The 14,745-nt window shown below is 64.7% G+C and carries 14 protein-coding genes; 10 read left to right on the forward strand and 4 right to left on the reverse strand.

Annotated elements, in window-relative coordinates:
- The first annotated feature begins 133 nt into the window (after positions 1–133).
- The 5 genes from lpxC to FJ424_RS14305 all read left to right on the forward strand — a co-directional run bounded on the left by lpxC (position 134) and on the right by FJ424_RS14305 (position 6,865).
- The gene (gene lpxC / locus FJ424_RS14285; RefSeq protein WP_140657421.1) at positions 134–1,081 is read left to right on the forward strand and encodes a UDP-3-O-acyl-N-acetylglucosamine deacetylase; all 948 of its coding nucleotides are present in this window, start codon (positions 134–136) and stop codon (positions 1,079–1,081) included.
- 200 nt (positions 1,082–1,281) lie between these two features.
- Positions 1,282–2,151 (forward strand): outer membrane protein assembly factor BamD, encoded by an 870-nt coding sequence (locus FJ424_RS14290; protein ID WP_140657419.1) that lies wholly within the window; start codon positions 1,282–1,284, stop codon positions 2,149–2,151.
- 8 nt (positions 2,152–2,159) lie between these two features.
- Positions 2,160–3,833, forward strand: coding sequence for a DNA repair protein RecN (gene recN / locus FJ424_RS14295; RefSeq protein ID WP_140657417.1), 1,674 nt, complete (start codon positions 2,160–2,162; stop codon positions 3,831–3,833).
- A 132-nt stretch (positions 3,834–3,965) separates the two neighbouring features.
- On the forward strand, positions 3,966–6,173 hold the full coding sequence (ligA, locus tag FJ424_RS14300; protein ID WP_140657415.1) for an NAD-dependent DNA ligase LigA: 2,208 nt from the start codon (positions 3,966–3,968) through the stop codon (positions 6,171–6,173).
- A complete protein-coding gene (locus FJ424_RS14305; RefSeq protein ID WP_140657413.1) occupies positions 6,173–6,865 on the forward strand; it encodes a TIGR02453 family protein in 693 nt (230 codons plus the stop codon). Before ligA ends, FJ424_RS14305 begins: the two co-directional genes overlap by 1 nt.
- 26 nt (positions 6,866–6,891) lie before the next feature.
- On the opposite strand, the gene FJ424_RS14310 is transcribed toward FJ424_RS14305, so the two are convergent.
- Positions 6,892–7,650 carry an SDR family NAD(P)-dependent oxidoreductase gene (locus FJ424_RS14310; RefSeq protein ID WP_140657411.1) on the reverse strand — a complete coding sequence of 253 codons (759 nt, stop codon included), beginning with the start codon at positions 7,648–7,650 and terminating at the stop codon, positions 6,892–6,894.
- 369 nt (positions 7,651–8,019) lie between these two features.
- Here FJ424_RS14310 and FJ424_RS14315 point away from each other — a divergent pair, with 369 nt between their 5' ends.
- Positions 8,020–8,748 (forward strand): AzlC family ABC transporter permease, encoded by a 729-nt coding sequence (locus FJ424_RS14315; protein ID WP_140644082.1) that lies wholly within the window; start codon positions 8,020–8,022, stop codon positions 8,746–8,748.
- Entirely contained in the window at positions 8,745–9,041 is a 297-nt protein-coding gene (locus FJ424_RS14320) for an AzlD family protein (RefSeq protein WP_140644085.1), read from the forward strand. Before FJ424_RS14315 ends, FJ424_RS14320 begins: the two co-directional genes overlap by 4 nt.
- Positions 9,042–9,162: 121 nt before the next feature.
- Here the strand turns inward: FJ424_RS14320 and FJ424_RS14325 are convergent, their stop codons facing one another.
- The 3 genes from FJ424_RS14325 to FJ424_RS14335 form a co-directional block, all read right to left on the reverse strand.
- Positions 9,163–11,007 (reverse strand): aminopeptidase P family protein, encoded by a 1,845-nt coding sequence (locus FJ424_RS14325; protein WP_140657409.1) that lies wholly within the window; start codon positions 11,005–11,007, stop codon positions 9,163–9,165.
- A gap of 99 nt (positions 11,008–11,106) precedes the next feature.
- Entirely contained in the window at positions 11,107–11,979 is an 873-nt protein-coding gene (locus FJ424_RS14330; protein WP_140657543.1) for a 50S ribosomal protein L11 methyltransferase, read from the reverse strand.
- Positions 11,979–12,563 carry an SCO family protein gene (locus FJ424_RS14335; protein WP_140644089.1) on the reverse strand — a complete coding sequence of 195 codons (585 nt, stop codon included), beginning with the start codon at positions 12,561–12,563 and terminating at the stop codon, positions 11,979–11,981. The genes FJ424_RS14330 and FJ424_RS14335 overlap by 1 nt, the downstream gene beginning before the upstream one ends.
- 232 nt (positions 12,564–12,795) lie before the next feature.
- On the opposite strand from FJ424_RS14335, the gene FJ424_RS14340 reads away from it, so the two are divergent.
- The 3 genes from FJ424_RS14340 to FJ424_RS14350 all read left to right on the forward strand — a co-directional run bounded on the left by FJ424_RS14340 (position 12,796) and on the right by FJ424_RS14350 (position 14,701).
- A complete protein-coding gene (locus FJ424_RS14340) occupies positions 12,796–13,224 on the forward strand; it encodes a CreA family protein (RefSeq protein WP_140644341.1) in 429 nt (142 codons plus the stop codon).
- Between the two features lie 69 nt (positions 13,225–13,293).
- A complete protein-coding gene (locus tag FJ424_RS14345) occupies positions 13,294–13,935 on the forward strand; it encodes a DapH/DapD/GlmU-related protein (protein WP_140657407.1) in 642 nt (213 codons plus the stop codon).
- A 334-nt stretch (positions 13,936–14,269) separates the two neighbouring features.
- A complete protein-coding gene (locus tag FJ424_RS14350; RefSeq protein WP_181183375.1) occupies positions 14,270–14,701 on the forward strand; it encodes a low affinity iron permease family protein in 432 nt (143 codons plus the stop codon).
- Positions 14,702–14,745 lie beyond the last annotated feature (44 nt).

A 14,745-nucleotide genomic window follows, 5' to 3' on the forward strand; every position in this document is an offset into this window, starting at 1 on the left:
GGAGTAGCCCTGCCTGCCGATCATACAGAGCCGCATGCTCTTGACTATTTTGCCGCCTTTGTGCGAGCGCCAGACATCCAACTGGCTGCAAGATACCCAAGGCCGATGGAGCGGACGCAGGCATTTTGGGCGTATGGGGTTACTCTTGCACGACTATCAGACGACAGTGAAATCGCGCGCGACGCTGGCTGGCATCGGCGTTCATAGCGGCAAAACCGTCACCGTTCATTTCCTGCCGGCCGACGCCGACACGGGCATTGTCTTCCATCTTTCGAACGGCGGCGAAGCCCGAGAGTTCCGCGCCCTGGTCGCCGAAGTCGGCGCCACGGATCTCTGCACCATGCTTGGCGATCCGGCCGGCGAGCATATCGGCACCGTCGAGCATCTGATGGCCACCGTGTTCGGTCTCGGCATCGACAACCTCATCATCGAGATCGACGGTTCGGAAGTCCCTATCCTCGATGGCAGTGCCATGGCCTTCGTCGAAGCCATCGACCAGGCCGGTATCGAGACGCTGGCGGTGAAGCGTCGCTACATCCGCGTCGTCAAGCCGGTGCGGGTGGAAGCCGGTGCGTCCTGGGCGGAGTTCCGCCCCTATGACGGCACGCGATTCGAGGTCGAGATCGATTTCGAGAGCCCGGCGATCGGCCGCCAGCAATTCGCTTCCGACATCAATCCCGACATCTTCCGCCGCGACATCGCGCGGGCGCGGACCTTCGGCTTCATGAAGGACGTCGAGCGGCTTTGGGCCGCCGGCTACGCGCTTGGCTCCTCGCTGGAAAACTCGCTGGTCATCGGCGACGACAACCGCGTCATCAATGTCGGCGGGCTGCGCTATCCCAACGAATTCGCCCGCCACAAGACGCTCGATGCTATGGGCGACCTGGCGCTGGCCGGCGCGCGCTTCATCGGCTGCTTCCGCTCCTATCGCGGCGGCCACCGGATGAACGCCTCGGCGCTACGCCGGCTGCTTTCCGACCACACGGCCTTCGAGATCGTCGAAACGAGGCGCCGCGAGCGCGGCCGCGTCGCCGAGATGATCGCCGTCAGCCGGCCGGTCTACGCACCCTGGGTGATCTGATTTTTAACCGTTTTCTGGCTTTGTGGTCAGGCTTGTGTTGCATGGCTGCATCACAGGGGTGTCAAAACGCGCGGCTTTCGCCATAGCGTGGGCTTGCCACAAAAATGTGCGATTGGCCGGACATAGCGTTGCCGGGCAAGGGGATAATGGTTTATGGCTTCGGCCGGACCGAAACGACGCCGAAGGGGCGGAATCCAAACATGTTTTTTTCGCGAGTTGGTCAATCGGCAACGCCGCGTCGGCGTGTTTTGCTGGCGCTGTCGGTGATTGCTCCCGCGCTCGTGCTGTCGGCCTGCATGTCCTCCGAGAAGGATGTCAACCTGGCGACCTATGTCGACCAGACCGAGCCGGCCGACGTTCTCTACAACCAGGGCCTGGCCAACATGAATGCCGGCCGCCTCGACGAGGCGAGCAAGAAGTTCGACGCGGTCGACCGCCAGCATCCCTATTCCGAATTCGCCCGCAAATCGATGGTGATGGGCGCTTTCGCCGACTACCGCGCCGGTAATTATGACGAGGCGATCGGTTCGGCCAAGCGCTACCTGACCCTCTATCCCTCGACCGACGACGCGGCTTACGCGCAGTACATCATCGGCCTCTGCTACTATCGGCAGATCAAGGACGTCACCCAGGACCAGAAGGAAGCGCGCCAGACCATCCAGACCATGCAGGATCTGGTGACGCGCTGGCCGAACTCGGAATATGTCGGCGACGCCAAGGACAAGATCCGCTTCGCCAACGACCAGCTCGCCGGCAAGGAGATGCAGATCGGCCGCTACTATCTCGAGCGTCGCGAATACATCGCCGCGGTGAAGCGGTTCCGCACCGTGGTCGAAAACTATTCCAACACCCGCCATGTCGAGGAGGCGCTCGCGCGCCTGACCGAGTCCTACTATGCGATGGGCCTGACCTCGGAAGCGCAGACGGCCGCGGCGGTGCTCGGCCACAATTATCCGGACAGCTCGTGGTACAAGGATTCCTACAAGCTCCTGCAGAGCAACGGGCTTGAACCGCGCGAAAATGCCGGGTCGTGGATTTCCAAGGCCGGGAAGCTGATCACCGGCGCCTGAAGCTTGCGATGCTGTCCAGACTGTCGATCCGCGATATCGTCCTGATCGAGAAGCTGGACATCGACTTCCTGCCTGGGCTTTCGGTGCTGACCGGCGAAACCGGCGCCGGCAAATCCATCCTGCTCGATGCGTTGTCGCTGGCGCTTGGCGCCCGCGGCGATGCCTCGCTCGTCCGCCATGGCGCCGCGCAAGGCCAGGTCATCGCCGTGTTCGACGTGCCGCGCAACCATCCGGCACGCGCGTTGCTCGCCGGGAACGATATCGAGGACGATGGTGACATCATCCTGCGCCGCGTGCAGACGGCCGATGGCCGCACCCGCGTCTTCGTCAACGACCAGCCCTCCGGCGTCACCCTGATGCGCGATGTCGGCCGCGCGCTGGTCGAGATCCACGGCCAGCATGACGAGCGGGCGCTGGTCGATCCCGGCGCACATCGCGAATTGCTGGACAGTTTCGGCGGCCATCTGGGCGCCGTGCGCGGCACGGGCGAAGCCTGGCGGTACTGGCGAAACTGCGAGCAGGAGCTTTCGCGGCATCGTGCCAAGGTCGAGGCGGCGGCGCGCGAGGCCGATTATCTGCGCGCTTCCGTCGCCGAGCTCGCAAAGCTGGACCCGCAGCCAGGCGAGGAAACGGAGCTTGCGGAATTGCGCGCGACGATGATGCGCGTCGAAAAGATCGCCACCGAAATCCATGATGCGCAGGATGTGCTGTCGGGGCCGTCCTCGCCCTTGCCGCAGCTCGCCAGCCTGTTGCGGCGGCTGCAGCGCAAGTCCAGCGAAGCGCCCGGCCTGCTCGACGATGTGGTCAAATCGCTCGATGAAGCGATGATCTCGCTCGACGCCGCGCAGTCTGGCGTGGAAGCAGCGCTTCGTGCCACCGAATATGATCCGCAGCGTCTGGAGAAGGCGGAAGAGCGTCTGTTTGCGCTGCGCGCCGCCTCTCGCAAGCACAGTGTCGCGGTCGACGATCTGGCGCAACTGCGCGACACGATGGTGGCCGATCTTGCCGATCTCGATGCCGGCGAGGAACGGCTGCACGCGCTGGCCAAGCAGGCCGCCGCGGCGCGCGAGGCCTACGATATTTCCGCGGCGCAGCTTTCGTCGCTGCGCCATGCGGCGGCTGGGGGACTGACCAAGGCGGTGATGGCGGAACTGCCGGCGCTCAAGCTCGAGCGGGCCGAGTTCATCGTCGAGATGGGAAGCGATGCCGAAAGCCGCATGGAAGAAGGCATCGACCAGGTCGAATTCTGGGTGCGGACCAATCCAGGCACACGGCCGGGGCCGATGATGAAGGTCGCCTCGGGCGGCGAGCTCTCGCGCTTCCTGCTGGCACTGAAGGTGGCGCTCGCCGATCGCGGCTCGGCGCCGACCCTGGTGTTCGACGAGATCGATACCGGCGTCGGCGGCGCGGTGGCCGACGCCATCGGCCAGCGGCTGGCGCGGTTGTCGAAGCGGGTGCAGGTGCTTTCGGTCACGCATGCGCCGCAGGTCGCGGCACGCGCCGCGACGCATTTCCTGATCTCGAAATCCGGCGGCAAGGAGCGTGTGGCCACCGGTATTGTCGAAATGGACCGCGCCGCGCGCCAGGAAGAAATCGCGCGCATGCTGGCCGGCGCCACCATCACCGACGAGGCCCGCGCCGCGGCGGAGCGGTTGTTGCGCGAGAATACCGCGGCGGCTTAAGATTTCTGGACGCTGGCAGGCTGAGTCAGCAGATGGCTGCATCCCGCTGTTCAGCAACGATTTCTTCGCAACCCGACTCCCTCGCAGCGAATCCTGATTTATAGTGGCGCGCCACAGTCCAGGGATCAATGCATGTCGGAAAAACCAGTCGAATCGCTGACCGAAGGCGAGGCCGCGGAGGAGCTGAAGCGGCTGGCGGCGGAGATCGCCGAGCATGACCGGCGCTATCATGCCGAGGATGCACCGACGATCACCGATGCCGAATATGACACGCTGCGGCGGCGCAACCTCGCTCTTGAAGAGCATTTTCCTGGCTTGATACGTGAGGATTCGCCGTCGCTGCGGGTTGGCGCCGCGCCCGCGGAGGGCTTTACCAAGGTGCGGCACGCGGTGCCGATGCTCAGCCTCGCCAAGGCCTACACCGACCAGGACGTTGCCGATTTCATCGAGCGCGGCCGGCGTTTCTTCGACCGCGACAAGGACCTCGATATCGCCTTTACCGCCGAGCCGAAGATCGACGGGCTGTCGGCTTCGCTGCGTTACGAGAACGGCGTGTTCGTGCAGGGCGCGACGCGCGGCGACGGCGCCGTCGGCGAGGACATCACGTCCAATCTGAAGACGATTGCCGATATCCCGAAGACGCTGAAGGGGTCGGGCTGGCCGGAGACAATCGAAATCCGTGGCGAAGTCTACATGACCTATGCCGAATTCGAGGCGCTGAAGCAGCGTTCGGCGGCCGTCGGCGGCCAGGATTACGTCAATCCGCGCAACACCGCGGCCGGATCGCTGCGCCAGAAGGACCCGTCGGTCACCGCCAGCCGCAATCTGAAATTCTTCGCCTATGCCTGGGGCTATACGACGACGGATCCGGCTCCCACCCAGTACGATTCGGTGCAGAAATTCGCCGAGTGGGGGTTCAAGGTCAGCCCGCTGATGGTGCGGGCGAAGTCGATCGACGAACTCATCGCGCACTACCATCGCATCGAGGAGCAGCGCTCCTCGTTGGGCTACGACATCGATGGCGTCGTCTACAAGGTCGACCAGTTGGAGCTGCAACGCCGCTGGGGTTTCGTCACCGGCGAGCCGCGCTGGGCGGTCGCCCACAAATTCCCGGCCGAGCAGGCGATGACGACGGTCGAGAAGATCGACATCCAGGTCGGCCGTACCGGCACGCTGGCGCCGGTGGCGCGGCTGGCGCCGGTCACAGTCGGCGGCGTGGTGGTCGAGAACGTCACGCTGCACAACGAAGACTACATCAAGGGTTTCGACAGCAACGGCCAGCCGATCCGCGACGGTATCGACGTGCGCATCGGCGACACGGTGGTCATCCAGCGGGCAGGCGACGTCATCCCGCAGATCGTCAGCGTCGTCATCGACAAGCGGCCGGCCGGCGCGGTGCCTTATGAATTCCCGCATACCTGCCCGGTCTGCGGCTCGCCGGCGACGCGCGAGATCAACGAGAAGACGGGCAAGGAGGATTCGCGGCGGCGCTGCACCGGCGAGCTGATCTGCGCCGCGCAGGCCGTGGAGAGGCTGCGCCACTTCGTGTCGCGCGGCGCGCTCGATATCGAGGGCTTGGGCGCGGAAAACATCGACCTCTTCTTCAATTCGGGGCTGGTGAAGACGGCCGCCGACATCTTCACGCTGAAGGATCGCCGCCCGGCCGTCACCAAGGCGCTGGCCGAGCGGCGCGAGGAGCAGGCTCGGCTGCGCGAGGAAGCCTCGGGCAAGGCACGTAAGAATGTGCGCAGCGTCGAGGAGCGCAACTATGAAGGTCTCGACAAGCTGTTTTCGGCCATCGACGCGCGCCGCGAACCGCAGCTCGACCGCTTCATCTTCGCGCTCGGCATCCGCCATATCGGCGAGACAACCGCGGCCGTGCTTGCCCGCCAGTTCTCGACCATCGAGGAATTGATCCGCGTCGGCAAGGAGACGGCGAAGGCGGAAGACCCGCACACCATCTTCCCGTCGATCAACGGCATCGGCGACACGGTGATCAACGCGTTGCGCGACTTCTTCGGCAATGAGCGCAATGACGATGTGCTGGATGCCTTGCTCGCGCAGGTTCATCCGAAACCCTACGTCATGGAAATCTCGGCCGGCAGCGAAGTCTCCGGCAAGACGGTGGTGTTCACCGGCTCGCTGGAAAAGATGACGCGATCCGAAGCCAAGGCGATGGCGGAGCGGCTCGGCGCCAAGGTCGCGGGCTCGGTTTCCGCCAAGACCGACCTGGTGGTGGCGGGTCCGGGCGCCGGCTCGAAGCTGAAGGTTGCAAGCGACCTCGGCATCGAGGTGATCGACGAGGATACCTGGCTGCAGCGCATCGGCAGGGCCGGCTGATGACTGGCGCGTTCAAGGGTTTTGGGCAGAAGGCCATTCCGTTCCTCAAGGCGCTCGACTTCCACCAGAGCCGCGAGTGGTTCCAGGAAAACCGCGACCTGTTCGACAGCGAGCTGCACGGGCCGTTCTGCGATTTGGTCGAGACGCTCAGCGAGCGATTCGAGGCGGCCAAGCTCGGCTTGCGCGGCGACCGCAAGAAATCGCTCTTCCGCATCAATCGCGACGTGCGCTTCGCAAAGGACAAGCGGCCCTACAACCGGCACCTGTCGGCGATCCTCTCGCCCGACGGCAGCAAGATGTCGCAAGGGGTCTTCTATGTGCATATCGGGCTGGAGCGCTGCTTTGCCGGTGTGGCCTGGTGGCAGCCGGCGCCCGAACTGCTGCAGGCGATGCGCAAGGCGATCGTGACCAAGCCGGCCGCGTTCCGCGGCATGGTCTCGTCGCTCGAGAAGGCCGGCCTGGCACTCGATCCGGAAGACCGCCTGAAGCGCGCGCCGCGCGGTTTCGAGGATGTCGGCGACGAGGATCTCGCCCAGGCGGTGCGCAACCGGCATTTCGTCGTCCGGCACGACATCGATCCGTCGACGATCCACTCGCCGGCGCTGGTCGACGATCTCGTTGATTTCACGCTTGGCGCCAGGCCGCTGCTCGACTGGGGCAGGGCGATCCAGGGCACGGCCGTGGCGGCCTGACGCCGTCGTCCGGCGGCCGCCAGGGTTTACATCCGCATCAGCAGGCCGCCGTCGACGGCGAGTTCGATGCCCGTGATGTAGCTCGCGGCATCCGAGAACAGGAACAGCGCCGCGTTCGCCATGTCCCGCGGCGTGCCGATGCGGCCGAGCGGCGCATAGCTCGCCACGGCGGCGCGCTTCTCCTCGGTGTCCCAGCGCGCCTGCAGCGGCGTCAGCGCCATGCCGGGGCAGATCGCGTTGGAGCGGATGCCGTCGCCGGCAAGCTGCATGGCGAGCGACTTGGACAGCGCGCACACGCCGGCCTTCGACGCCTGATAGGCGTCCTGCGGGTTCGGGTCGCCGCGATACCACTGGATGGTGGAGAAATGCACCATGGCGCCGCCGCGGCCGCCGGAACGCATGTAAGGAACGACGGCGCGTGCGGTGTGCACGAAGGATTTCAAATTGATGTTGAAGACCTGGTCCCAGACATCGAGGTCCATATCGAGCGCAGACTTGTCGCGGCCGAACCACAGCACACCGGCGACATTGGCGAGATAGTCGATGCCGCCGCGCTCGCGGCCGGCGGTGCCGATGACCTGTTCGACGAAAGCGGCGTCGGTCAAATCACCCTGCGCGAAGGTCAACCTGTCGTCATAGGCGGCAAGCGAGGCTGGGCGTGGCTTGCTATCGATGGCGGTGACGGAGGCGCTGGCATCGAGCAGCGCCAGCGCGATCGCTTCGCCCATGCCGCCGCCCGCTCCGGTGACGACCGCATGCCTGCCGGTGAAATCAAAGACGACCATTCATTTCCCCTCGGTTTTTGCTGCAAGGCCCGATACTATCTCTGCGCCAGGGCGCGATCGTTCGACAATAGGGGCGGACAAAAAATCCCTTGGCAGGCGTCGCACATCAGGGACTTCGAATGGCAGCGCTATTTCGGCAGCTGAGGCGTGGAGAACTTCCAACGCTTTGCAACGCCAGCGATCAGTTCCGCTGATCATTGGGTCAGGCGAATTGGTGTGACATTGAAAGCGACGCTCCCTAAATGAGGCCGCTCTTAAAGCGCGTCTCGTTGAGCGGATTCAGGTGACGCGCGTTAAGTCTTTGGTTGATGCATGTCGTTGTCCCAGAACCGCTGCGCACTTCTGGGCGACATGCTTAAGGAGCGGCTGATGGCGGCGGAAGCAATCTCCGGAGGCAGGACCGGCGGCGATTTCTGGGACGGCGTGCGATTGAGCATGCCGGTCGTCGTCGCCTCGGCGCCGTTCGCGATCCTGTTCGGCGCGATCGCCGTCGACAATGGTTTCTCCGTGCTCGAAGCCTTTTTGATGAGCGCCATGATCTATGGCGGCGCCAGCCAGATGGTCGGCATCGAATTGTTCGGCCAGCATGTCGCGCCATGGCTGATCGTGCTGTCGATCTTCGCGGTGAATTTCCGCCATGTGCTCTATTCGGCCGGCATCGGCAGGCGTATCGCGCATTGGCCCGTGCTGCAGCAGGCGCTCGGCTACTTCATCCTGACCGACCCGCAATATGCCATCGCGGAGGCAAGGGCCGAGTCCGGCCGTCCTGTCGGTTTCGTCTGGTATCTGGGTCTCGGCCTGCCGGTCTACGTGTTCTGGGTGATCGAAAGCGGCTTGGGTGCTGTGTTCGGCAAGATGATCCCGGATACGCATGCGCTGGGCATCGATTTCCTGCTGCCGATCTATTTCCTCGGCCTGGTGCTTGGCTTCCGCAAGCGGCCGCTGTGGGCACCCGTCGTCGCCGCCAGCGCCGTCGCCTCGATCATCGCCTACAGAACCGTCGGCTCGCCCTGGCATGTCTCGATCGGCGCGGTCGCCGGCGTCCTCCTGGCGGTGATCCTGCCGCCACACCACAGCGGCGTGGGCAAGCGGCCATGAGCACGACCTTCTGGATCATCCTCGCCGGCGCCGTCGCCACCTATCTCACGCGTGTCGGCGGCCATCTCGTCATCTCGCGCTTCGAGACCATCCATCCGCGCGTCGAGGCCGGGCTCAACGCCGTTCCGGCGGCGGTGCTGACGACGCTCGTCGCGCCGGAACTGCTGCATGCCGGACCGGCCGAATGGGCGGCGCTGATCGTCACCGTGCTGGTATCGCTGCGCGGCGGACTGATGGCGATGTTTTTGGCCGGCGCGGCGGTGTTGATTATCGCGCGCCAGTTTATGGGTTAGCTTTCCATCCTGAATGGTTGGCGCTGCCCTCACTGCCTGCCCGTCCTCCGCAGCAGCTGCGCTGCAGCTACGGAGGGTGGACCGGGCATTTCTCCCCGTGAACGGGAGAAAGAAGCTTGCCTCAAATCTTCGCGTCGTGCGGCAGCGGGGCGGTGGCTTTTTCCAGCCAGGCCAGCGTTTCGCCGTCGACCATCGGGCCGATCTCGGCCAGAACCCAGGCGTGATACCGGTCGAGCCATTGCAGCTCGTCCCGATGCAGCAGGTCGCTGCGGATGAGCCGCTTGTCGATCGGCGCCAGGGTCAGCGTCTCGAAGCCGTGCATGGCGATGTCGCCGCCTTCGATCTGCTCCGCAGGCGTGACCAGGATCAGGTTCTCGATGCGGATGCCGTAGGCGCCTTCCTTGTAATAGCCCGGCTCGTTGGACAGCATCATGCCGGCCAGCAGTTTTTCGGTGCCGGTGCGGGCGATGCGCTGCGGCCCTTCATGCACGGCAAGGTAGGAGCCGACGCCGTGGCCGGTGCCGTGGGCGAAATCGCAGCCATGCTTCCACAGCGCCACGCGGGCGACGGCGTCGATCTCCGAGCCGCGGGTGCCGGCAGGGAAACGCAGCGTCGAGATGCCGATCATGCCCTTCAGCACGAGGGTGAAGCGTTCACGCATTTCCTCGGTCGGCTGGCCGATCGGCACGGTGCGGGTGATGTCGGTGGTGCCGTCCTGGTACTGGCCGCCGGAATCGAGCAGGAACAGCTCGCCGCTTTCAAGCTTGCGGCTGGTGGCGCGCGAGACGCGGTAATGCATGATCGCGCCGTTCGGGCCGGCGCCGGAAATCGTGTCGAAGGAGACGTCGCGCAGCGGCATCTGCGTTTCCTCGCCGGTCTGGCGGCGCACTTCCTCGAGCTTGGTGACGACGGCGATTTCGTCCAGCGAGCCGGGCTTCTGGCGATCCAGCCAGCAGAGCAGCTTGGCGACCGCGGCGCCGTCGCGGCGATGCGCGGCGCGGCTGCCGGCGATCTCGGCCTGGTTCTTGGTGGCACGCGGTATGCGCGCCGGGTCGGCGGCCAACACGACGGTGCCGCCATTGTCCTCGACCAGCATCCTCAGCTTGTCCGCCGCCAGCACAGCATCGAGCGCGATTTTCGCGCCGCCCTTGGCGAGCTCGATGATTGCGGCTTCGAATTCGCCTGGATCGTGCAGGTCAGCCAACTGCGTGAGGTAGGCCGCGACCTGGCGCGGGAATTTACGCTGGTCCATGAAGATCTGATGCTTGCCGTCGGCGGCCAGGATTGCGAAGCCGAGTGCCAGCGGCGTATGCGGCACGTCGCCGCCACGGATGTTGAAGGCCCAGGCTATCGAAGAGGGATCGGTCAGCACTGCGTGGGTGGCGCCGTCCTTTCCGATCGCGCCCGCCAGCCGAGCCAGCTTGTCCTTGGCGAGCTCGCCGGCGAGGTTTTGCGGATGGATTTCGATAGGCGCGCGCGGCGGCTCCGGCTGGTCCTTCCAGATGATGTCGATGGGATTCTTGTCGAGCGGCACCAAAGTGGCGCCGGACTGCTCGGCCGATGCCTTGAGCGCCTTGATCTCGCCGATCGTGTGCAGCCAGGGGTCGAAGCCGAGCCTTGCGCCCTTGCCGAGATTGTCCTTGATCCAGGCGGCCGGCGGATTGTCGATTAGGCTCTCGATGGTGAAGATCGAAAGGTCGACCTCGTTGCGCACCTGCAGCGTGTAGCGGCCGTCGACGAAGATGAAGGCGCGGTCGCGCAGGATTATGGCGACACCGGCCGAACCGGAAAAACCGGTCAGCCATTTCAGCCGCGCCGAGCGGTCGGCGACATATTCGCCCTGATGCTCGTCGGCGCGGGGGACCATGAAGCCGTCGAGGCCATTCTCGGACAGCCATCGCCGCAGCAGCGCCACGCGCGGCTTGCCGACGGCCGGATCGCCAGCGGAATCAAAGGTCTGGAACATTTTTGGCGTCTCCCTCGAATGCGAGCCGAGAGCGTAGCGCATAGACCCTCAAACCGGAATCGATTTCGGCAGGGCCAGACAGGCTGGATTTTGCCAGGCTCAGCGCTTGAGGTGGATGGTCACCCAGCCCTCGCGATGTAGCGTGCGGACGTGGCGGAAGGCTTGGCCGACATAGGCCGAGATCACCGCGTCGCGCTGCCGGTCGAGGATGCCGGAGAGCACGAGCGAACCGCCGAGCCTGATATGCTTGGCCATCTCCGGCGCCAGCCGCATCAGCGGCCGGGCCAGGATGTTTGCGACGATGAGGTCGAAAGGCGCGCGCCTGGCGAAGATCGGATTGTGGAAGCCGGGCGCCGTCACCGTCTCGACCAGCGCCTTGACATGGTTGAGGCGGGCATTGGCGGCGGCGACGCGGATGGCGACCGGATCGATGTCGGTCGCCAGCACCGGGATATGCGCGAGCTTGGCGAGCGCGATGGCGAGCACCGCGCTGCCGGTGCCAAGGTCGAGCGCGTTGCGCGGCCGCTCGCGCAGCACCACCTGCTCCAGCATTTCTAGGCAGCCGGCGGTGGTGCCGTGATGGCCGGTGCCGAAGGCAAGGCCGGCCTCGATCTCGATGGCGAGGTCGCCGGCGTGGCGCTTGGCGCGGTCGTGCGAGCCGTGGACCAGGAAGCGGCCGGCGCACACCGGCTTCAAGCCTTCCAGCGAGCGCGACACCCAGTCCACGTCGGGAAGGACCTCGCGCGCGACGGGCTTCGGCAGTCCGAGACCGGCGAGGAGATCCTTGACCCGCGCTTCGACGGGATCGACGTCGCCATCGGCATAGAGCGACACTTCGTGGATGTCTTTTTCCTCGTCGAGCTCCAGCACGGCGATCGGCAGGCCGTCATCCTCGAAAGCGGCGTCGAGCGCCGCGAAGATACGGTCGGCCTCGACCTTGTTGGCAGTGAGATGGAGCCGGGTCTGGCTCATCATGTTTGCCCGCCCGCTGCCAGCCGCTTCAGCTTGGCGACAGCAGTGTCGGCGCTCTCGCCATAGGCGATGGTGCCGGCGAAATCGCCCTTGGCATTGAGCAGCAGCACCGAAGCCGTATGGTCCATCGTGTAGTCGCCGTCGCCTGTGTCGACCTTCTTCCAGTAGATGCCGAAGGCCTTGGCCATGGCATGCACCTTGTCCGGATCGCCGGTGATGCCGGTGATGCGGTCGGAGAAGTTGCTGACATAGGTGTTCATCGTCTGCGGCGTGTCACGCTCCGGATCGACGGTGACGAAATAGGCGTTGAGGTTCTTGCCGCTGTCGCCCATCGTCTTCAGCCAGCCGGCCAGCTCGAACAGGGTCGTCGGGCAGACTTCCGGGCAATGGGTGAAGCCGAAGAACACGACGCTCGGGTGCCCTCTGAACGCCGCTTCGGTGATCGGCGCGCCTTTCTGGTCGACCAGCGTGAAGGGCGCGCCAAAGGGCTCGCCGCCATAATGGCCCCGGTACCAGTCGAATGTCAGCCAGCCGATACCCGCCGCCATCAGGACGAGAATGCCGACCAGGATTGAACGCATCATCAGTGAATGTCCATTGCTTTGGCTGGAAGCCAGGTTCGGCGACAGTCTTAGCGGGTCGGCGCCGGGCGCGCAAAGATGTCGCGTTGCCGCAAGCGGCCGGACAGGCCGATCGGCTTGTAAACGCCACGATCCTGCCCCACCTGACATCGGCAAAAACCGAACCGAGGAGGCCTCCTTGCGAAAATTGATCGGCTTGTTCGCCGCCTGTCTTGCCCTGAGCGCCAGCGCGGCCATGGCTGACGAAGTGGGTAAAGTCGGCGTCGACTGGATCGGCAACGACATCATGATCGACGCGATCAAGGACCCGAAGGTCGACGGCGTCACCTGCCATGTCGCCTATTTCGACCGCAGCATCATCGACCGGCTGCATAAGGGCAACTGGTTCGAGGATCCTTCCGATTCCTCGATCTCCTGCCGCCAGACCGGGCCGATCACCATCGGCGACATCGACATGAGCGAGGGCGGCGAAGAGGTGTTCAAGCAGGGCCTCAGCCTGATCTGGAAGAAGCAGGTGGTGAACCGCATCTACGACAAGAAGAACGAGACGCTGATCTATCTGTCGCATTCGCGCCAGGTGCAGAACGGCTCGGCGAAGATGTCGGTCACGACCGTGCCGCTTTACGGCCAGAACGTGGTCTGGACCAAGGGCAAGCCGCAATAGCGTCCCGATAGGCCTCGCCGAGGACAGGCCGCGCTTGCGGGAGCGTCCCTGCCGGCGTAAAGCCGCGTCATGGACCGCCCTGAAAACCTCGTCCTCAAGGATCCCGAGCCGCGCATCCATCCGACCGCGGAGTTGAAGGCGTGCAAGCTCGGCCGCTATGCCTCGATCGGCGAGCGGGTGATCCTGCGCGAAGTGAGCGTCGGCGACTTTTCCTATTTCGAACGCCATTCCGAGGCGATCTACACGACGATCGGCAAGTTCTGCTCGATCGCCGCCAACAGCCGCATCAACGCGCTCGAGCATCCGATCGAGCGGCTGACGCAGCACAAGATCAGCTACCGGCCCAACGAATATTTCCGCTGGCTGGGCGTCGACACCGAATTCCGCGCGCGGCGCCAGGCAAAATCGGTGAGCATCGGCCATGATGTCTGGATCGGTCACGGCGCGGTCATCATGCCGGGCGTCGCGATCGGCAACGGCGCCGTCATCGGCGCCAATGCCGTGGTGACGCATGACGTCGCGCCTTACACGATCGTCGCCGGCGTTCCGGCCAAGCCGCTGCGCCGGCGGTTCGCGGCCGCCGTCGCGGCGCGCATCGAGGCGCTCGCCTGGTGGGACTGGACGCCCGAGAAATTGGCGAGCGCAATCCCCGACATGCAGGCCGTGCCGATCGAGGCCTTTCTCGATCGTTGGGAAGACGGCACCCTCTAAAGGCGAACCAGCGGCGGAGCGCCAGAGGGCGCTGAGGGGCGCTACTTGGATATTACGCTTCGCTCTCGGGAATAGTTGCCCCTTCCGCCATGCGGGGGTGGCGCAGCGGAAGGGGCTGGAGGTAAACCGCCGTGAAGCGGAAGGAACAGGCTTTCGGCCTGCACCAGCACTATCGCAAACAAACAAATAAGGTGTGTTTTCCCCTGTTCGCGCCTTTCGCGTGCAGCCGATTGTGGACGCGCGCATGCGAGAAAATCCAACGACTTGGAACCGGAAGCCGCGGCTGTCTGTTTCCTGTGAGCGCCGCGCCGATGCGGCCTGTTGTGGGATCCAGATGATAGAGAAACTATTCACAAGGGTTGCCAATTGGGTGGCACATCTCGCCGGCATGCCGCCGACTTTCGCCGTCTGCGTGTTGATCGTGGTGGTCTGGGCGGCAACCGGCCCGCTGTTCGGCTTTTCGGACACCTGGCAACTGGTCATCAACACCGGCACCACCATCGTCACCTTCCTGATGGTGTTCCTGATCCAGAACACGCAGAACCGCGACGGCGCGGCGATCCAGGCCAAGCTCGACGAGCTGATCCGGGTCGGCCGCGCCCAAAACCACTTCATCGGCATCGAGCATCTGACGGAATCGGAGGTCGAGGAGATCCGCGACAAATGCGAAGCGGCGGCCAAGCGGCACGACCGCAAGATTGCCGAGATGGCGGCGAAGAAGGCTGTGGCGGGCAAGGCTGGTTCCAAGAAGAAAGCAGCCGCCTGAGCCTGGTCGGCTCGAGCGTTTCGCAGAAACATCGAACCGCTCTA

Source organism: Mesorhizobium sp. B3-1-8 (genome assembly GCF_006439495.1).
Lineage (GTDB): Bacteria > Pseudomonadota > Alphaproteobacteria > Rhizobiales > Rhizobiaceae > Mesorhizobium.